Here is an 18766-nt window from a genome sequence, read left to right as displayed (position 1 = left end):
GACGCAGCACGCTTACGGACCGTTCCAGCAACCTGGACCGGCAACTCGACACCGGTCAGTACCCTTGGGGCACTGACCTTTTCGCTACCCTTGCTACGTACTTACAGCATAGCGGGGCGATGGCGAATGTGGAGCTACAAATCCAGATCGGGCGCGAGCGCATCGAATAACGGTGGGTGACTTCCGCCCTCGCCCATCGCCTCACAGCAAATCCTGACCGGTACGCGTGAGCTATGCCGTGGCGCGGCCAGAGACCACCCTCCACGGATCCCCTACGCGGACCCGGCACGCGAAACCAGCCGTGTACGACGCCTCGCGGCGATCATGACTCCAGCCACGTCCCGGTGTCGCAGACCGAACACCCAAGGACCGGATTCGCCACACTGCGCGTGCACGGCGGCCTGCAGCGGCTCCGATTCCGGAAGGCATACCCGGCGCGGCACTTCGAGATCCGGACATCGGGCTCGAAATAATGAGCGTTGCCGGACCGACGAACGGAGCAGGATTGAGCGAAGTCGTTGTTCATCTCGTCGTGGCGACCGCGATCGTCGTGCTGACCTTGTTCGCGGGGTGGGCGCTGCGGCGGTACACCGAACGTCGCGCGGCCCGAGGTCACATCGACGCCGAGGTCATGACGCGCCTCGGTGAATGCCGCACTCCGATCGTGGTGCTGGTGTTCGTGGTGACCATGCGCGCGTACGCGGCGGTAGTGCCGTCGCTGCCCGTGCTGGGGACCGTGCTCGATGTGGCGATGTATGTCGCGGTGGGCTGGGTCGGGGTGTCCGCGATCGGAGTGCTCATCGCGATCGTGGCGGTGCGTTTGGGGCGCCGCAACGGCGATGATGAGCAACGGATGCAACGCATACGCACCCAGCTCAGCGTCTTCCGGACGGTAGGAATCGCGGTGGTGTGGCTGGCCACACTCGCGTTCGCGCTGCTCGATTTCCCCGCGACCCGGCCGATGGCCACCAGTTTGTTCGCTTCGGTGAGCCTGCTGAGCCTCGTGGTCGGTATCGCCGCCCAGCGGACGCTGGCGAGCCTGTTCGCCGGCCTGCAGATCGCGTTCGGCGATGTGGTGCGGATCGGGGACATGGTCGTCATCCACGACCAACGCGGCACCGTCGAAGAGATCACCCTCACCTATGTGGTGCTGCGACTGCTCGACTACCGGCGCATGGTCGTGCCCGTCACGATGTTCACCACCGAACCATTCGAGAACTGGACCCGCCGAAGCCCCGGCGTCAAAGCCGACATCTACGTCAACGTCGACCCCGCCACCCCGGTAGCGAAGGTCCGCGAATGGTTCGGCACCAGGATCGCCGAGAACCCGCACTGGGACGGCGACGAATGGTCACTGTCGATCGTCGACCAGGATCCCGGAATGGTCATGCTGCGCTTGCACTTCGAAGCCACCGCCGCCTCACCCGCCACCGCCGCACAATTGCTCGCGACCATGCGAGAAGACCTGCAGCACTGGATATCTACCAGCCTTCCCGAAGCCATCCCGCGCACCAGAACCACCACCGTGACGAACTAGATCCCACCTAATGGCGGGATGTGAACCGGGAACGGTTCAGGCGCTGGGCACTACTCGGCAACGACAGCGCTGATGTGGTCGGCGGAGAAGGGAAGGCCGGCGACAACTCGGCCCGGCTTCCAGACCGGCGGTTCGGTCGTGAAACCGCCGTCGGGCTGCAGCCTCGGCGGCTGCTGCTCGAACTCACCCGGCATGATGATCGTGGGACATGCCGCGATCACCCGAGCCGTGTCGTGAGCTCGGACGTAAGTGGTTGCCGCGGTCGACGACATGGCAGGCACGCCTGTCGGCGCCCAGCAGGTCACGATGGACTCGACGCGATAGGCGACGTCGGTGTCGTTCTGGCAGGTGAACCCATCGCAGGACACCCCTTGCGCCAGCTCCCGCGCATTCGCGGTCGACGCGCTGAACCCGAGGGCGGTGGTGAACAGTGCAGTGGCAGCGGCAACACCGAGGATGCGACGGCTTTTCATATAGCGAGCTCTTTCTCTACGTTGTTCCGACCGCCCGGGATACCGTTCCCGGATGCCGATTCGTTTCACTAGCTATTGAAAATGCTTCCTGCCAGACGAAATCGACGGCGATCGACCGTTGTGGGGTAGCGCAGGCGGTGGAAGGCAGGCGTCCCAAAGCCGACGATGTGATGGTCAGTTGCGCGCCGATACGACTCCCGAAAGCCGTATCGAGCGATGACCGTCCGAGCCCGCAGGCATATCAGCACATTTGCAGTCTGGGGCCATGGAGGCGGGACTCGAACCCGCGCCCTCCCACGTGTCGTGTTGGTGATCTACCGCTGATCTACTCCATGGCCGTGGACCAGCATACAGACGCAGGCAAGAGTTCGAGATCGTCACGGGGCGTTCATCTTCCGGCCTTCGCACTGGCCGGTCGGGCGCCGGTCGAATTACGAGATGCTTTCAGCCCGTTGATCTTCCATCTCTGGCATGTGGGCGCATCGAACCGCGCGGGATGCGGCATGCCAATGCATTGACTCCGCAGCCGACCATTGCTGAATGCCGACTTCCATTGTTTCTGTGCCTTTTTCGCGGCTCGACAGCACGGGTTGAACGAAGCCGAGCCATCGAGTGCCTTATCCCCTAAGATCGCGACATGGGGAGTGCCAGTGTCGAGTCGACGTCTGAAAATACTGTGCGACGTTCACTTGTTTTGGGTGGGGGCGGCGTGATCGGAAGCGCGTGGATGGCGGGTTTGGCCGCTGAATTGCGCCACCGCGGAATCGATTTGGGAGTGGCCGATTCAGTGGTCGGCACGTCCGCGGGCGCGATCATCGGTGCCGCGCTCCTGACAGGGCTGGACCTGTTCTCGTTTGCCGATAATCCATATCCCCCCGGTAGCCCGAAACCGCCGCAGGTGGTGGTTAAGCCCGAGCTGGTCGCCGCGTCGTTCTCGGCACTGTTCGATCGAACATCGGATCGCGAGGTGGCAGCGCGCAAGGTGGGACGCTTGGCGATGGCCGAAGCCCCGGCACAACCGGCGCATATCGCACCGATGCAGTGGCTACTCGGCGGAAACGACTGGCCGGACCACCGGCTGCGGATTGTCGCGGTAAACGCGGACACTGGTCATCGCCAGGTCTGGGACAGCGGCGTGCCCTTGGCCACCGCTGTCACCGCGAGCCGCTCCATTCCCGGCCTGTTCCCGCCTGTCGCCGTCGCAGACCGCTACTACATCGACGGCGGGTTCTGGTCGCCGACCAACGCCGATCTCGCTGCGGACTCCGATATCGTTCTGGTCGTCGAGCCACTGGCGAACCGCTTTCCGCCCGAACAGGTTCAGGCCGAACTCGCCAGCACGATGACCTCTGCCGTCGTGCGGTTCTGCCCCGACGCAGCCACGATCGATGTATTCAACGCCTTCGCAACCAAACCGGACCTCGCTGTGAGCTGGCCGGAGGCATTCCGCGCGGGCGTTCGCCAAGCCGACGACCTGGCGCAGCGGTTGATCGACGCGGGTTGGTAGCTACCACAGCGCGTTTCAATTGCTTTGGTACAAGCCCCCAGCGTTTCCGAGGAAATACCGCCAGGGCGCTGCATTCGGCCTGCACGCATTGGGAAGCTGCTGTCGGACAGCCGGTTTGGACAGCGACCAACGCCTGGTCGCGGCAAGAGAGTGCGGTTTGGTTGGCCTGCTCTTCGGACGCGGCTATGACAGCCTGAGTACTCCATAGTTGCCGTCGCGAGTGATGGTCGTGCCCAAGGGGGCCGATATCGCAGCCAGGTTCTCCAGAAGATCGATCGCAGGGTCTCCGTCGAGCGGTTGCGCGGTGTTGTGACCGTCGCGGGCCGTCGGGATGATCGTGACTGTGCCGTCGAAATCGTATTCGACCAGCAGTCCCTCCATGTGGCGATTGTGCATGACCGGCCAATCGAACACGAGGTTGCCCAGGCTGTAGAAGATCGGTCGCCCGCGGTAGACCTCCACCGGTTGAATCGAATGCGGGCCGTGCCCGATCACGATGTCGGCGCCTGCTCGGACGGCTGCGTGCGCAACGGCGTACTGGTAGTTGGCAATTGCTGTACCGGGAACGCCCCAATGCACCGAGACCACGACATGGTCGTGGTCCTTGCGGGCGTTCTCGACATCGGCGACCAGTGCCTGCAGTTCGTCGGCGAAGGGTGTGGTGATCACCGTCGGCGCAGCGCCGGGGACCTCGGCGACCCGAGGATCAGGAATATACGAAGTCACCGCCCGCATGGGCACAATCCCGGGGGCGGTCGCGGTGGCCGCGTGCTCGAACGGCCAGCAGATCGAGGAATACGCCTGAAAGGCAACGGATTTGCCCTCGCGCTGCAACACCGCCGGTCGGCGAGCCGCGGCAAGATCATGCCCGGCACCGCAATGCGCGATCCCGGCGCGATCGAGCACCTGCAGGCTCGTCACCACCGCAGCGGCCGGGAAGGTGACGTTGTTCGCGCACGAGACGACATCAATCCCAGCCCAGGTCAACGCATCCACCATCGCGGGATCGGCGTGTGTCCAGTTCGGCTTGTGCGCAACCGCGAGACCCTGTCCGCAGAGCGGGCCTTCCAAATTGACGAACCGAAAGTCGGCCTTCGCCAACACATCTCGAATCCCAACGAACGCATCCGCTGGCTCAGCGCGCAGCTGGATATTGACATCGCCCCCGAAAATCCCCTTCATAAGCACAACGCCACCACAACGGCTTCCAACTCGCATCCGGTGCGAGGCATTCGGCAGTTCAGTGCATTCTACCGCCGAGATCGCCTCGGCGCGTTGATCTTCGGCTCTGCCGCGCGGCTGCTTTGACCCGCACAACAGTTCCTTCCCGCCCGAGCACACCGGCTCGTTCCCACCGCTGACGGGTGACAGCGCTCGCGTGCGCCAGCCTGTAGGGAGCAGTTTTTCGGACGGGTTTCCAACCGGATCGCACCGGAACGTCGAAGGCCCACAACTACAACAGGGTGGCAGAAGTCCCTGGGGTGCCCAAGTGACCACAGATCCCGACGAAGGTCTGTCCAGCATGCAGAAAATCGCAGATCATCGACAACACGAAACCGATGAAGCCGCATCGTAACCCCGCCCATCCGGCCCCGTCGTCACGGTCGGTTGCGCCGCAATCGACTGGTACACCTCCGGCGGGCAGTAGGCCCCCGAACAGTCCGAGAAGTCGAACAAGGCGGGATTCTCCACCCACTTACCGAACACCCACAACCCGCCGGACAACACCAACAGCACCCCGAAAACGATCACGTACTTCTTGAACCACACGCGCGCCATGCTAGCCCGATGCCGTCCCATACATTGACGCACTGAATTCGGCAGTCGCGTGCCTTTTCACGACCTCGGATCGCGACGGCCAGTTGATCTTCCAATCGCGCCGCGCAGCAGTACTGGATGTTTCGATAGCAGTGCGGCCAGTCCCTTGGGTCTGGTCGGTCGGCTGACGGTCGCCTACGGGATGACTGGTAGATCGTGGAGGGCATTGCGAAGATCGTCCAATTGCCGGTAGTGCACCGCGATCATGCCGAGGTCCCGTGCAGTCGCAACGTTGATCTCGGTGTCATCGATGAACAGGCAGCGGTGAAGAGGTACACCGATCTGCTCGCTTGTAATCCGATACACATGGGGGTCTGGTTTGGCGTATCCGATTCGGGCGGTGTTGATCAGAATGTATGCCAGTTCGTTCAAGCCTTGCCGGGTCAAGTCCTGTTCCAGCCGTGTGGTTCCGTTGGATACCAGTGCAATAGTCACGGCTTCGCCAGCCCGGCGTAGGAGTGCGACCGCGTCGTCGTTGATGCGCGGTTCCAATTTCGACCATTCGTTTACCGCAGCGTGCGCGCGCGACATTGATCCGCAGGTGTGGGCAATATCGGCTGCGACTGCTGCCCGCCATTGTTCATCGGTGATTTGGCCGGTGATGGCCGGGCGCAAGCGATCGGGGGCGAATGCCGTTGCGGCGAGTGTGCCTACGGCAAGTTGGTTGCCGCGTTCGATGTCGTCGGCGGGCGGCCAGAGTCGCAGCACGCCATCGATGTCGCAAAGCACGGCGTCGTAGGCCGGTGCGGCCATGGTGATGATCTCCTCGACGTTGCCCCGATGCTGCCTCGCATCGGTTTCATGATCATCACACGCGACCCATATCGCCGCGACTTGTCAGCTTCTGCTGCACAGCGGATAGTCCGGGCGAGTGAAGCGAGAACCGCTGTAGGGCAGTAGTTCTCGATCGGTGCCAGCGCCGCGACCGCGGGCGGAGCAGTACGAATACTTCCCGGATTCGGCAGTAGCGTGCGTTCCGCAGCCTCGGATCGCCACAGCCAGTTGATGTTCCATCACACAACGCTCGCCGGTTAGGTCAGCGCGGCATCGCGAATTGGTTCGGCGATGATCTTCACAGCGGATCCGAGTTGGGGTGTGGGTCGTACACACCGGATTCGCTGCCTCTGGTCGTTCGGGAAGGGTTACCGATTGTCTGAATTCCCCTTGTATTTCTAGTACTACAACCGCACTGGCTGGCTCGAACAGGATCCGCACGACGGCGGCATCTTCGGGTACATCCTCAACCTTGACACCGGAGAGTTCGAGCGAGCCAGCGGCGACATCGTGATCGCCGCCCATCTCGGCGGATCCAGTGTGGTCACCGAGGTATCGCGTCTGCGCCACGAAGCTTTTGTGATCGAGACCGAACGATCCCGGTCCGATGGCCGGGCTCGAGTCGAGGGTCCGATTAGGGTGCTGTACGACGAATTGAACCTCCTGCGCGCGGATTTGGAAGCGGAACACCGCAAGCCAACCCCTGTGGAGATCGAGCGAGTCAAGTCGATCTATTCACAGGCGTTCGTGCTGTGGGAAGAACGTCAGAGGGCAACCAGCGGAGGCGTTTTCCGAATCCCGACGCCGGTTGTCCGATCAGCCAGTGGTACACAGGCGATCAGCGAGGTCGGTCCCGGACAGCCTCGCCGACGGTGGTTTTCACGTCTTCGTCGTTGACTACTCGCGGAGCGGCAGAGGCTGTTGCGGGCTGGCCACCAACGCACACCGGCGGCTCATCGTCATTGTGGTTCATCGCGACCTCTTACATATCGTCAATGCTGCAGAGCGCGACCGGTTTTCGAGTCCGGACACGTGGCGAGCTCTTCGGGTGTGCCCTCGAACACGAGTCGTCCACCATGGCGTCCAGGCCCGGGTCCGAGATCGATGATGTGGTCGGCCTGGCGGATGACATCGAGGTTGTGCTCGATGACCACCATGGTGTTGCCCTTGTCGACGAGCGTGCCGAGGAGCTCGAGCAGGATGTCGATATCGGACAGGTGCAGGCCGGTGGTCGGTTCATCGAGGATGTAGAGGGTGTTGTCGGCGGTGCGGGTCAGTTCCTTGCCGATCTTGAGCCGCTGGCATTCGCCGCCGGAGAGCGTGGTCAGCGACTGGCCGAGGCGCAGGTAGCCCAGGCCGACTTCCGCGATCCGTCGCAGCGGTCCGGCGATACCCGGTTCCCGCAGGCGCGCGGCGGCATCGGTGATGGTGAGGTCGTCGATATCTGCGATGGTCAGACCGTCCACCGTGTACCGGAGTACCTCCTGGGTGAAGCGCCGTCCGCCGCAGGTCTCGCACACCGTTTCCTGGCCGTCCATGAAGGCCAGATCGGTATAGCTCACACCGAGCCCTTTACACGTGGGGCAGGCCCCCGCCGAATTCGCGCTGAACAGAGCGGGACTCACGCCATTGCGGGAGGCGAACAGCCGCCGGACAGCGGGCGCGATACCGGCATAGGTGATCGGCGTCGAGCGCCGATTGGTGGTGAGCGGACGTTGATCGACGATGGTGGCGGGATGCCGATCGGTCAATTCCGCTACCAGACTGGACTTCCCGGATCCGGCGACCCCGGTCAGCACCGTCAACACCCCGGTGGGAATATCGACGGTGAGCCCGCGCAGATTGTTTCGCGTGGCGTTGTCGATCCGCAGTTTGCCGGTGGGAGTGCGGTGTTCGCGTCGGGTGCGGCATTCTCGCAATCCACGCCCGGTGGGGGTGTCGGCGGTGCGCAGCGCGTCGAACGGTCCCTCGAATATCACCTCACCGCCGGCGGTCCCCGCTCCCGGCCCGATTTCCACGATCCGGTCGGCGATACGCATGATGTCGGGATCGTGCTCGACGACCAGCACGGTATTGCCCTTGTCCCGCAACTGTTTCAGCATCCCGGTCAGTGATCGGACATCGTGCGGATGCAGACCCATGGTGGGCTCGTCGAAGACGTACAGCATTTCCACGAGGCTGCTGCCGAGATGCCGCACTGTCTTGATGCGCTGTGCTTCACCGCCGGACAGGGTACCGGTGGGACGGGCCAGCGACAGGTAGCCGAGTCCGATGTCGGTGAGCGCGATGAGTCGCTCGCGCAGGGCCGCCACCACCGGTGCGACACTCGGATCCGTAACGCCCGCAACCACTTCGGCGAGTTCGGCGATCTCCGTGCCGCTCATCTCGACGATGGTGCGGCCCAGCACCCGGGCCGAGCGGGCGGCGGCGTTCAACCGATCGCCACCGCAGTCCGGACACGACCGGGTATGGGTGAACTTCCGTAGCACGGTCTGCTTACGTTCGGAGAGATTGTCCGCGGTGTGCACGTAGATCCGTTCGAACCGCTCGATGACCCCCTCGTAGTCCCGCGGGGGACGGGTGCTCAGCCGTGTCGCCGCTGTTCCTCCGTACAGCAGCGCTTGTCGTTCGGACTCGGTCCACTCGCGCAGTGGAGTGGTCGTGTCGAATGAGCCGATGTCGGCGTACTGCCGGTACCAGTACTGTCCGTTGCCGAAGCCCGGCAGCACGATCGCTCCCTGTTCCAGTGACCTGTCCAGATCCAGTACACGCTCCACAGCAGTGGACATCGTGTGTCCCAATCCCGAACAGGCCGGGCACATTCCGGCCGGATCATTGAACGAGAAGTGGTTCGACTCCCCCACCTGCGGGGTGCTGATCCGCGAGAACAGCAGGCGCAGATAGCTGTACGCATCGGTGATGGTGCCGACGGTGGAGCGGGCATTGGCGCCGAGTCGTCGCTGGTCGATCACCACCACCGGCGACAAACCCTCGATGTGATCCACCTCCGGCCGAGTCCAGCGTGGTAGCCGATTGCGCACGAACGGGGGGTAGTTCTCGTTCACCTGATATCCGGCTTCGGCCGCGATGGTGTCGAACACCAGCGACGACTTCCCCGATCCGGAGACCCCGACGAAGACAACGAGGCTATTGCGCGGCACATCGAGGTCGATCCGGCGCAGATTGTTCGTGCGGGCGCCACGGATGCGGACAGAGCGGTGTTGCTCGAATGTGGTCATTCTTCGACGCTATCGACAGATGTGGCCGGATCTTGACCGCAATTAGCGCCATGATGGAGATATGGCCGATGTGACCCGTCGTACGCTCGAACTGCTGGCCCAGCTCCAGACGGGGCGGCGGTTCAGCGGAAAGGAACTGGCCGCTCGGCTCGAAACCAGCCCGCGCACGCTGCGCCGCGATGTGGAACGGCTGCGCGAGTACGGCTACCCGGTGTCGACACAGCCCGGGCCCAGCGGCTTCTATCGACTTGCCGCCGGCCAGACCCTGCCGCCGCTGGTACTCGACGACGACGAAGCGGTCGCCACACTGGTCGGCCTCACCCTGCTCGGTGCCACGGCACCGCGAGAACCCGTAGACGGCAACGGATTCGCCCCCGCGGCCGACCGCGCCTTCGGCAAACTCGACCAATTCCTGCCGCACCGCCTGCGACCGGCCGTGGTCGCGCTGCGCGACACTGTGGAGGCCGCACCACAGAACGCACCGGCGGTGCGACCCGACGCGCTGGCCATCCTCGGCACCGCGGCGGCCCGGCACGAATACCTCACCTTCACCTACCTCGACCGAGACGGACACACCTCCCACCGCCGGGTCGAGCCGTACCGCACGATCTACCTCCACCTGCGTTGGTATCTGCTGGCCTGGGACGTACGGGCGGCCGACTGGCGTACCTTCCGCCTCGATCGCATCGACGAGATCGCGCCTACCGCAAGCCATTTCACCCCGCGCCCGCTACCGGCCCGGTCGGGCGCGGAGTATCTGCGTGCGGGGTTGAGCGCCAGCCGCCACCGCGCGGTCGTCACCATCGAGACCTCCGCCGCCGCCGTCGCGGACGCGCTCAAATTCCAGGACTGCGAGATCGAGTCCCGGGGGCCGAACCGCTGCCGCCTGATCGTCCAGGTGGATTCGTTCCACTGGCTGATTCTCCAGGTCGGATTGATCGGCGCGGAATTCGCTATCGAAGAGCCCGTCGAGTTCCGCGATCACGCAGCCCAACTCGCCCAACGACTGAACCGGGCCGCTGAGTATCGGCCCACATAGTGAACAGACGACGTCGCCCTCGGGTTGCGGCTGGTAAGAGACCGGTGTCAGGATCGGATCCCGGCCAGGATCAGGTCCAGTTCAGCGACAGGGCATGGGCTGTCGAAGGCTGCGAAGACCGTCAGTCTTGCCAACGGACGAAACTCGGATGTCCGTCGGAATCGTTGACATCACATGCCCTGCACCCCCAACTCGGTGGATCACCCTCGATACTGCACCCACCCCGAATGATATTGCCGCGCATGTAATCCAGCATTGCGGAGTGCGAGAGGAAGCCGTACTTGATCGGTGTCATGGGTGCCTGACACGTCACACACACTGGGCGTTGGGGTTCTGTACGACTCATGCGACCACTGTGCCGTCGGCATGATGCCTTCGGAGGGATTCACGATTATTCGGCATGATGGCGCGTGGGGAAGCTGCTGTCCGCCAACCGGTTTGGACAGCCGACCGACGCGCGGGTCGCGGCATGGGCGGATGCGTGATGGTTCCGGCCGTCGAGAGGTTCACGCGCTCGTCAGAACGGCGGGTCGTCGAAGGGGATTATCCAATTTGCGGGGTCGCGCCAAGGTGGGGGGTCTGGCTCAGGCAGCATGTGAACGTGCGACGGTAGGGTCAGATTCAGTCGTTCAGCTTCGGCTCGAGTGGCGGCGTCCAGCTCCCAGTGCAGGTTCACGGTGTGCAGTTGCCATGCATCGAGGCTGTTGGCGAGGATGGACTCGAGGGTCCAGAAGAGCCCTGCATTGACCTCGGGCCCCTCGACGTCGACCCATCCCCGCTCGACGTCGTATACGGCGTAGACGATGACGAACCAGCGAGCTAGCTCTCCGCGGACGAAGAAGGCGTCCTGTGACCGCGTGATGCCGATACCGACTGTCACACAGGGCATCTCCCGCGAAGTCGAGCAACAATCAAGTTCGTCCACTGGCTGATCTTCCTGGCGGAAACGCGTAGGTGCAAGTTCGGTCACCCGCATTACATGCCGCTTCTCGGCATTCGGCACGATGGTGCGTCGCTGAGGCCGAGATGATCTCGGCGCGTTGACCTTCGGCCGGGCTACTCGGCCGGTTCGAACCGCGCGCCATGCGGCAGTTGGGGACGTTCCCCCGAACCCAGATCGGCTGGCCCGGTTGAACTTCGACTCACCCGCACTGGCCTGCCGGGGTCAGCGGGCTGGCCGAAACTGCTTTTGGGACATCGCACCGGTATCACAACGACTCGTGTAAACGCCCGTTCAGCACACCGATCCACTCTGCCCCTGGGAAATCGAATTCGATCATGTCCTTCATACAAAGCGATAGCGCTGCGATGTGCCTCGGCCCATTCATATTTGTCCACGCGCTCCATCCAACCTTGCCGACAACTACCAGAAGCCAAGGGCCTGTTGACATTAAGGCACGCGGTAGGTCTGATCGGCCCGGGCGGGATGCGGCAGATCAGGATGTTTGCCGCTCCCGCGCGCGACAAGGCTGCGCGAATTCTGGTTGCCGATCTCGCGGCGCACCCGCGACACTGCACGGATGAACGACAAGACCTCGATCGACGAGCTGATTGTGGCCGAGCATGTGGTCCAGGCGCTGATAGCCATCCGGGCCGAATCGAACTGCAGCCTGCGCGAGGCCATCGACGAGTTCCACGTTCGTTATGACCGCCTGAGAGTGGAACGTCCGAACGATTTCACCTTGCCGCACGGCGAATACGGTCTCAACGTCTACACCTGAGCGTTACAGATGCTCCGCGGGCCCGACCCCACCACCCGACTCCGAACAGCCGGTCGCGGAATGAGAGCGCGTTCAGTTGCGGGTCTGTGTCGGCGCGGGAGCGGGATTCGGTGGCAGGACGTGATCTTGTAGCTGGAATGCCTTGCGGCGGATTGATTTTCGGCACCGGTGCGCAGCTGTAATAGCGTGCCCAGAGCTCGCGAGCAGCCACAGATGGCGCGGCGGATCCGCCTTCGAACAGTCGTGGTCTCGACGGCGCTGGCGGCCCGCACGGGCGCGTGGGGAGATTATCGGCGATGATGCCGGATATGACAGATCCGACGCCTGGGCCGACCCTTCCTCCCTGCGAGTTGTGCGGTGGCCCTCAGATCGGCAATCTCAACCTGAAGGCCGAGCACAGCATCGGAATACACCCCGCCCGCCGCGCCTATTTCGGCTCACCGCTATCGCCCTTGACCGCGGTCGTTTGCCTGCAGTGCGGGTACACGAAACTGTTCGCGGGGCGACTCGACAAGCTCCAGGCCGAAGCCGAGAAGCATCCTGACTGGTTCACCAGATAGGTGCTTACCGAGAGGGTCGATTCAGAGTCTCGACTCGGTATGTGCGCGTGAGCATGTCGGAGCCGGACCCACGGTCCGGGCAGTGCCCGGGATACCTCGACCTGGAGCCGCACGGGCGGCACGCCGTCGAGCGTCGAATCACATTTGAAATACCGGCGTGTCGCATCGGTGGAGCGGCGACACTGTGCGCACGCACCGTTCGCGGTGCGCACATGCGTCTGTCCACAGGGAGATGATCGGCAATGTTCAAGTCTCGGCGGTCGGCGGTCGTCGCCACCACACTCACGGCGGCGGCCGCGGCACTGCTGTGTACCGCACCGCAGGCCTCGGCCTACGTCACCAGCGTGACCGTAACCTCCACCAGCGGCGGCAAATACGGCACCGGCTGCTCCTACAAGGTCACCGTCAAGGGCAGCGCGAACGAATCCATCTGGCTCTACGACAGCGCCACCTCCACCTTCACCCCGCAGCAGTTCACCCTCGACGCCACCGGCACCAGCACCTCGACGTGGACCCCGACGGTCACCGGCACCCACTACGTCCAAGCCTGGTCCTACAACGGATCCCAGTGGGCGACAATCGAAGTCGGCACCGGCACCAACCTCGGCAGCTCCTGCCTCGTCAGCTGATCCCGAGACGTTCGCACGGCCACGGGCGATAGGTAGCACTCTCTCTCGCCCGTGGCCCGAGAGTCCTCCGCTCTCTCGGTCGATTCGTTCGCCCGCGCAGGTGACCTTCGTCGGACCCGAGGGCCACACTCAGGGGGCCGTCCAATAGTCCATCGCGCCCTGCAGCACGGTCCGGAACAGCGCGAAGTCGACCGGTTTGTAGATGTAGCTGTCCGCTCCGGCGGCATAGCAACGGTCGATGTCCTCGGCGGTGGTCGAGGAGGTGAACACCACCACGGTCAGGCCGGTCAGGTCGGCATCGGCCCGAATCTGTTGCAGCACACTCAATCCGCTGATGCCCGGCATATTGAGGTCGAGGAATACCAGCCTCGGGCGCGGCTGAGTGTGGTCACGCAGGCGGGTCAGTGCGGATGCGCCGTCGGTCACGAATTCCAGGCGCAGGTGGGGATGGGAGGCGTGCAGGGCGCGTTCGATAGCCTCGCGATCCTCGTCGCTGTCCTCCACGAGCAGCACGGGGTGCTCGATCAGCTGATCAGTTCGGTCCATGCCGAGGCTCCGTTCTCCGCCGCTTCCGGTCCAGCCGGGGTGATGTCCAGGCGGGTCCACGCGGCGTCGCCGCAGACCCGCAGATGTACCGTGTCGATGCCCTCGGCCAGCCATTCGAGCAACCGATTCTCGAATTCCCTTGGCACTGACTGATTCTCCGCACCGGTCCGCAATGCGGAGACCGCCTCCACCGCGAGGTCGAGCGCGTCGGACGTCGCGACACGGGCATCGAAGGCGACCCGCCCGAGATAGCGCAGGATCAGCACGGCCGCATCGTCGTGGACGCGGAATCGGCCGACCCCGTCGGTCAGTGCCCTGGCCAGGTCAGCGGGCGGCAGTTCGCGCAGACCGGTCAACGTCGCGGCAAGTTCGGGTTCGAAGAACCGCCGGGCGTCATCGCGCGCCTCGGACAGCCCATCGGTGTAGAGCAGGATGCTGTCTCCGGGCCGCAACCGAACCGTGGCGGGTTTGAGGGAGAGCTCGGGCAGATAGCCGACGAGCTTGCCGGAGCAGTCGGCCTCCTCGACTCCCCCGTCGCGCCGCAGCACCATCGGCCGGGGATGGCCCGCGGCGAAAAGCTCTGCCCGGCACTCGTTTCCGCCGTCCGAATCGACACTCAGGCTCGCCACCGCCATGGTGAGGAAGCGGCTGATCTTCTCGTGCACCATCTTCGCGTTGAGCGCGTGCAATGCCTGTTCGACGCTGTGCCCCTCGGTGAGCAGCGTCTCCACCGTATGGCGAGCCAGTCCCGTCAGCGCCGCCGCGGCCGCGCCACGACCGCACACGTCACCGATCAGCGCGTGCAGGCGGGCGTCGGGCGCGATGACCGCACCGTAGAAGTCACCACCGACCTCCAACGTGTCCTCGGCAACCTGATAGGACGAGGCGATATCGAGTCCATCGACGATCGGCAGGGTGGCGGGAAGCAGATGCTGTTGCAACAGCAGCATGTCGCGGCGCTGCCGATCGTGCAGCGCGGCATTGTCCACGGCCAGCGCCGCGCGCCCGGCGAGGTTGTGCAGGAACTCCGCCGCCACGGTCCGCGATGAGCCGTGCCGGTGGAACACACTCAGCAGGCCCACCTCGCGGCCGTGCGCGCGCAGCACCATCGTGGCCATGGTGTCCAGGTTGGCGTCCTCGGGGAGAGCAGCGGGCCGCGGCAGCGCCGAATCCTGTGCACCTCCCTGCTGCCCGTGCTCGGAAACGCTTCCCGCCCAACGGCCTTCACGCAGATACGCCGCCAGCCGCGATTCCCGGCGGGCATCGACGTGCGCCACCGCGACCGGCTCCATGCGGCCGTTGCGCTCGATATGCACCGCCGCGCCATCGGCGATGGCAGGCACCACCATGCGCACGATGGCGCGCAACGTGTCATCGATATCGAGCGAGGAGCTCATCCGCAAGGACGCCTCGGCCAAGATCGCGTCCTGCACCTGCCGCGCGACCCGCATCTCGCGCTCGGCCCGCCCACTGTCGGCGGCCGCGGCGATATCGCGCACCTGCCGCAGCGCGCTGACGACGCCGGAGCCGATGGGTGCGGCGGTGATCACCCCGATCACCGCGCGGGTGCCGTCGGCCCGGCGGTAGGAGGCGAGCACGGCGTAATCGGTTGTGCCCGTGGCGAATTGGTCGCCGTCGTGCCCTGCCATGAGGTCGCGCAGCTGGTCCGGAGGCAGTTCGAGAAGGTCGGTGTCCGCGGCCGCGTCGAGCAGTCGCGCGGCCGATTCCGCTGCGAGCCTGTGCGTTCCGTCACCGTCTGCCCACAGCTGCGCCATGGCCTGCGGGCCGCCGATGCTGAAGGCCGTTGCCACCTCCGGCCGATCCCGCAGGCCGGTCAGCATTTCCGCGGTGGGGTCCGCGGACTCGGCCAGGGTCGACCACCATTCATGCAGTTGAGCCGACCACGGTAACTGCTGCATACGACCTCACGCTCCCTTCCGGGAGTCGGGGACGCCCGCCCCTACTGTAGGGTCCGCGACGAGATCGTGATCGTGCGGCTTGCGACCCGGGCCGCCTGCGCCGGGAGGTATGCCTGTGAATCGACCACCCGAGGACCGCGCTGCCGGCGACGACGCCTGGCTGCCCGAGGAACGGGTGCGTCTGGCCGAGGCGGCGGCCGGGCCGAGTTTCGATCTGTCGATATGTCTGAACGAGCCGATCCACCAGCTCGGCGGCATCCAGTCCTATGGCGCTCTGCTCGCCCTGGACGACACCGGTGTCGTCACCGTCGCGAGCGCCAATTGCGCAGCGGTACTGGGTGTTTCGCCCGAGGAGCTGGTGGGCTCGCCGATCGTGGCGGTGATCGGCACCGACGGCATGGCCGCGGTGGACTCGACGCTGGCCGCGCCCACCGGTGACCGCGGCGTGACGGTGCTCAGCGTTCAGGGCACCGAATTCGACGTCACCGTCTACCGATCCGATCAGTATCGGGTGCTGGAATTCGAACCCGCGTCCACGGGCCGCCCGTTCACCTTCTCGCGGTTCTATCCGAGTCTGCGCGCCACGCTGACCCGGCTGCAGAGCGGACAGGGCGTGCTCGATGTGTGCTCGACCGCGGTCGCCGAGATCCGGGCACTGACCGGGTATGACCGGGTCGTGGCCTACCGCTTCGAAGGACGCGACGGCCCCGGCGAGGTGATCGCGGAATCGGTGTCCGATCAGCTCGACCCGTGGCTCGGGCTGTGGTTTCCGGCCACCGACATCCCCCCGCAGGCGCGAACACTCTACGAGCGCAACTGGATTCGGGTCATCGGCGATGTCGACGATGCGACCGCGGCGCTGATACCGCCGCTGCTGGCGCACACCGGACAGCCATTGGATCTGTCGGATTCCACGCTGCGCACGGTATCGGGCTTCCATCTCGAGTATCTGCGCAATATCGACGTGGCCTCCTCGATGTCGGTGTCGCTGTTGCGCGAGGGCCGACTGTGGGGGCTCATCGCCTGTCACGGACTCACTCCCCGGCGACTCTCGCCCGAGATCCGCGCGGCCTGTGAGCTTTTCGGTGTCATGCTGTCGCTGCAACTGGCAGCCTTGCAGGACGCGGAGTCCGCCCTGGCCCGCCAGCGCGCCCGCCAAGCCCTGTCCCGCTTGGTCACCGCGCTCGACGCCGATATCACCGCCTCGGTGACCGGCAACGGACGGCTACTCGGCGAGCTGGTCGACGCCGCCGCCGTGGCGCTGTACATCGACGGGGAGACGACGCTGGTCACCGGTTCGCCCGAACTGGTCACGAACGAGGAGCTGGCCGTGCTGCGCCGGCATCTGCCTTCGCTGGATGCTGGAAGGGTATGGAGCAGCGACTTTCTCGGCGCGCAGGCTCCGGAGCTGGAGGCGCTGGCACCGGCGGTCTGCGGTGCGCTCGCACTCGGGGTCGGCGGCTCGGAGGACCTGATCGTGTGGCTGCGCCGGGAGCGGCACACCGCGCGCACCTGGGCGACGGATCCGGCGGCTCCGGTGCGCCTGGGCCCGCACGGTGAACGGCTCACTCCGCGTGGCTCTTCGGCGGTGTATCGCGCGATCGTGCGCGGGCACAGTGTGCCGTGGACCACGGCCGATGTGGCCGTGGCCGAGGAGTTCGGGCATGCGGTCACCGAGGTGATGGCGCGCCAGAGCGCGCGTCTGGCCGCACTCAACACCGAGCTGAGCCGGGTCAACAATGATTTGCACACCTTCGCCCACGTCGCCGCGCACGAACTCAAAGAACCCCTGCGCGGGATCGCGAACTCGGCCACGTTCATCACCGAGGACGTCGCCGACACCTTGGACCCGGTCACTGTGCGACGGCTCGACACCATCCGCGGACTCGCCAAACGCATGGATGAGCTGATCAATTCACTGCTGCATTTCGCCCAGCTCGGCCGCGCCGAACTGCATCGCGAAGAGATCGATCTGCGCCAGGCGACCGATCGGGCCCTGGAAATCGCCGGGGCCCGGCTCGACGAGCAGGGTGTCACGCTGACCCTGCCCGAGCCGGGCATCATGCTGAGCGCCGACCCGGACCGCCTGCAGGAAGTGTTGATCAACCTGCTGGTCAACGCCGCCAAGTACGCGCGCGAGGAGGAGCCGCGCGAGGTCGCCGTGGGCGCGGTCACGCAGAGTTCAGGCATTAACGCCTTTTTCGTCGCCGATAACGGCATCGGGATTCCCGGCACTGATCAGCAGGACGCGCTGCGGCTGTTCCGGCGACTCCATCCGCGCGGCACGCACGGCGGCGGGCACGGAGCGGGCCTGGCAATCGTGGACCGCATCATCAACCGCCACGGCGGCAGGCTCTGGCTTGACTCCACCCCGGGGGTCGGCACCACGGTGTGGTTCACCCTCACCGCAGAGCCTGACCAGGGCTTATCGCACCAAGAGCGCCCCTAGACGCCGACAGGCATTAGCCGCACGAGCCATCCGGATATGCTGTCGGGCACGGCGATTGAGCAAACAGTCGGCCGCATTGTCTCCGGCACTCGGTTTAACAGCCGGAGACCCGGGCACCCCAGCAATCATGTGGCGGCCGCATGATTCGTGCGGCCCAGTGGGTTCTGGCCCGCGAAATTGTGCAGAGAGGTGTGTTTTTGTGCGATTGACGGATCAACAGCGTGGGTTCGATGTGGACGTGGTGTCGATCGGCTCCGCCGTGGTGGTGGTCGCCACCGGTGAAGTGGACATCGCCACCGCGCCGCAGCTGCACGAGGCTCTCGAGCACGCCCGCGCGCAGTACGCCGGAGATCTCGTGATCGATCTCTCCCGAGTCGAATTCTTCGACTCCACCGGAGTGAACGTGCTGCTCACAGCAGCCAAGACCTCCGACACCCCGCTCCGACTCGTACCCTCCTACCCGGTACGACGCCCCCTCGAAGCCACCGGACTGACAACGGTTTTCGAGTTGTACGACTCCCTGGACGACGCGATCGCCGCCGGGCAGGGCTGAGC

General features: G+C 65.0%; 15 protein-coding genes and 1 tRNA gene. 8 read left to right on the top strand and 8 right to left on the bottom strand.

Annotated elements, in window-relative coordinates; all coding sequences use genetic code 11:
* The first annotated feature begins 505 nt into the window (after positions 1-505).
* Positions 506-1537 (top strand): mechanosensitive ion channel family protein, encoded by a 1032-nt coding sequence (locus ACFC0O_RS12035; RefSeq protein WP_375956423.1) that lies wholly within the window; start codon positions 506-508, stop codon positions 1535-1537.
* Between the two features lie 50 nt (positions 1538-1587).
* On the opposite strand, the gene ACFC0O_RS12030 is transcribed toward ACFC0O_RS12035, so the two are convergent.
* Together ACFC0O_RS12030 and ACFC0O_RS12025 are read right to left on the bottom strand one after the other, a co-directional pair.
* Positions 1588-2010, bottom strand: a complete 423-nt coding sequence (locus ACFC0O_RS12030; protein WP_375956420.1) for a hypothetical protein — start codon at positions 2008-2010, stop codon at positions 1588-1590.
* 263 nt (positions 2011-2273) lie between these two features.
* Positions 2274-2345, bottom strand: a tRNA-Val gene (locus ACFC0O_RS12025).
* 302 nt (positions 2346-2647) lie between these two features.
* On the opposite strand from ACFC0O_RS12025, the gene ACFC0O_RS12020 reads away from it, so the two are divergent.
* Positions 2648-3517 (top strand): patatin-like phospholipase family protein, encoded by an 870-nt coding sequence (locus ACFC0O_RS12020; RefSeq protein ID WP_375956417.1) that lies wholly within the window; start codon positions 2648-2650, stop codon positions 3515-3517.
* Between the two features lie 183 nt (positions 3518-3700).
* Here ACFC0O_RS12020 and ACFC0O_RS12015 read toward each other — a convergent pair whose 3' ends face one another.
* Both ACFC0O_RS12015 and ACFC0O_RS12010 read right to left on the bottom strand, forming a co-directional pair.
* A complete protein-coding gene (locus ACFC0O_RS12015) occupies positions 3701-4699 on the bottom strand; it encodes a CapA family protein (protein ID WP_375956414.1) in 999 nt (332 codons plus the stop codon).
* A 771-nt stretch (positions 4700-5470) separates the two neighbouring features.
* The gene (locus ACFC0O_RS12010) at positions 5471-6088 is read right to left on the bottom strand and encodes an HAD-IA family hydrolase (protein ID WP_375956411.1); all 618 of its coding nucleotides are present in this window, start codon (positions 6086-6088) and stop codon (positions 5471-5473) included.
* Between the two features lie 531 nt (positions 6089-6619).
* Between ACFC0O_RS12010 and ACFC0O_RS12005 the strand changes: the two genes are divergently transcribed.
* Complete coding sequence (locus ACFC0O_RS12005; protein ID WP_375956409.1) at positions 6620-7006, top strand: hypothetical protein; 387 nt, start codon at positions 6620-6622, stop codon at positions 7004-7006.
* A 95-nt stretch (positions 7007-7101) separates the two neighbouring features.
* Here ACFC0O_RS12005 and ACFC0O_RS12000 read toward each other — a convergent pair whose 3' ends face one another.
* Entirely contained in the window at positions 7102-9348 is a 2247-nt protein-coding gene (locus ACFC0O_RS12000) for an ATP-binding cassette domain-containing protein (protein ID WP_375956406.1), read from the bottom strand.
* A gap of 61 nt (positions 9349-9409) precedes the next feature.
* Between ACFC0O_RS12000 and ACFC0O_RS11995 the strand changes: the two genes are divergently transcribed.
* Positions 9410-10387 (top strand): helix-turn-helix transcriptional regulator, encoded by a 978-nt coding sequence (locus ACFC0O_RS11995; protein WP_375956403.1) that lies wholly within the window; start codon positions 9410-9412, stop codon positions 10385-10387.
* A 517-nt stretch (positions 10388-10904) separates the two neighbouring features.
* On the opposite strand, the gene ACFC0O_RS11990 is transcribed toward ACFC0O_RS11995, so the two are convergent.
* Entirely contained in the window at positions 10905-11267 is a 363-nt protein-coding gene (locus ACFC0O_RS11990) for a hypothetical protein (RefSeq protein ID WP_375956401.1), read from the bottom strand.
* Between the two features lie 640 nt (positions 11268-11907).
* Here ACFC0O_RS11990 and ACFC0O_RS11985 point away from each other — a divergent pair.
* A complete protein-coding gene (locus ACFC0O_RS11985; protein ID WP_375956398.1) occupies positions 11908-12108 on the top strand; it encodes a hypothetical protein in 201 nt (66 codons plus the stop codon).
* Between the two features lie 802 nt (positions 12109-12910).
* A complete protein-coding gene (locus ACFC0O_RS11980) occupies positions 12911-13297 on the top strand; it encodes a hypothetical protein (RefSeq protein ID WP_375956395.1) in 387 nt (128 codons plus the stop codon).
* A 129-nt stretch (positions 13298-13426) separates the two neighbouring features.
* Here the strand turns inward: ACFC0O_RS11980 and ACFC0O_RS11975 are convergent, their stop codons facing one another.
* Together ACFC0O_RS11975 and ACFC0O_RS11970 are read right to left on the bottom strand one after the other, a co-directional pair.
* Entirely contained in the window at positions 13427-13843 is a 417-nt protein-coding gene (locus ACFC0O_RS11975) for a response regulator (protein ID WP_375956392.1), read from the bottom strand.
* Positions 13822-15762, bottom strand: coding sequence for a PP2C family protein-serine/threonine phosphatase (locus ACFC0O_RS11970; RefSeq protein WP_375956389.1), 1941 nt, complete (start codon positions 15760-15762; stop codon positions 13822-13824). Before ACFC0O_RS11970 ends, ACFC0O_RS11975 begins: the two co-directional genes overlap by 22 nt.
* A 115-nt stretch (positions 15763-15877) precedes the next feature.
* Here ACFC0O_RS11970 and ACFC0O_RS11965 point away from each other — a divergent pair, with 115 nt between their 5' ends.
* Both ACFC0O_RS11965 and ACFC0O_RS11960 read left to right on the top strand, forming a co-directional pair.
* Positions 15878-18211, top strand: a complete 2334-nt coding sequence (locus ACFC0O_RS11965) for an ATP-binding protein (protein ID WP_375956385.1) — start codon at positions 15878-15880, stop codon at positions 18209-18211.
* Positions 18212-18410: 199 nt separating this feature from the next.
* On the top strand, positions 18411-18764 hold the full coding sequence (locus ACFC0O_RS11960; RefSeq protein ID WP_375956382.1) for an STAS domain-containing protein: 354 nt from the start codon (positions 18411-18413) through the stop codon (positions 18762-18764).
* Positions 18765-18766: the final 2 nt, after the last annotated feature.

Source organism: Nocardia sp. NPDC056100, assembly GCF_042266325.1.
In the GTDB taxonomy this organism is placed as follows: Bacteria; Actinomycetota; Actinomycetes; order Mycobacteriales; family Mycobacteriaceae; genus Nocardia.
Note: the sequence above shows the minus strand (reverse complement) of the source record. Positions and strands in the feature narration are given on the sequence as shown.

Excerpts from the sequence above, each read along its gene's own strand:
- ACFC0O_RS12030 (WP_375956420.1), bottom strand. The coding sequence starts at position 2,010 with ATGAAAAGCCGTCGCATCCTCGGTGTTGCCGCTGCCACTGCACTGTTC.
- ACFC0O_RS12020 (WP_375956417.1), top strand. The coding sequence starts at position 2,648 with ATGGGGAGTGCCAGTGTCGAGTCGACGTCTGAAAATACTGTGCGACGT.
- ACFC0O_RS12015 (WP_375956414.1), bottom strand. The coding sequence starts at position 4,699 with ATGAAGGGGATTTTCGGGGGCGATGTCAATATCCAGCTGCGCGCTGAG.
- ACFC0O_RS12010 (WP_375956411.1), bottom strand. The coding sequence starts at position 6,088 with ATGGCCGCACCGGCCTACGACGCCGTGCTTTGCGACATCGATGGCGTG.
- ACFC0O_RS12000 (WP_375956406.1), bottom strand. The coding sequence starts at position 9,348 with ATGACCACATTCGAGCAACACCGCTCTGTCCGCATCCGTGGCGCCCGC.
- ACFC0O_RS11995 (WP_375956403.1), top strand. The coding sequence starts at position 9,410 with ATGGCCGATGTGACCCGTCGTACGCTCGAACTGCTGGCCCAGCTCCAG.
- ACFC0O_RS11985 (WP_375956398.1), top strand. The coding sequence starts at position 11,908 with ATGAACGACAAGACCTCGATCGACGAGCTGATTGTGGCCGAGCATGTG.
- ACFC0O_RS11980 (WP_375956395.1), top strand. The coding sequence starts at position 12,911 with ATGTTCAAGTCTCGGCGGTCGGCGGTCGTCGCCACCACACTCACGGCG.
- ACFC0O_RS11975 (WP_375956392.1), bottom strand. The coding sequence starts at position 13,843 with ATGGACCGAACTGATCAGCTGATCGAGCACCCCGTGCTGCTCGTGGAG.
- ACFC0O_RS11970 (WP_375956389.1), bottom strand. The coding sequence starts at position 15,762 with ATGCAGCAGTTACCGTGGTCGGCTCAACTGCATGAATGGTGGTCGACC.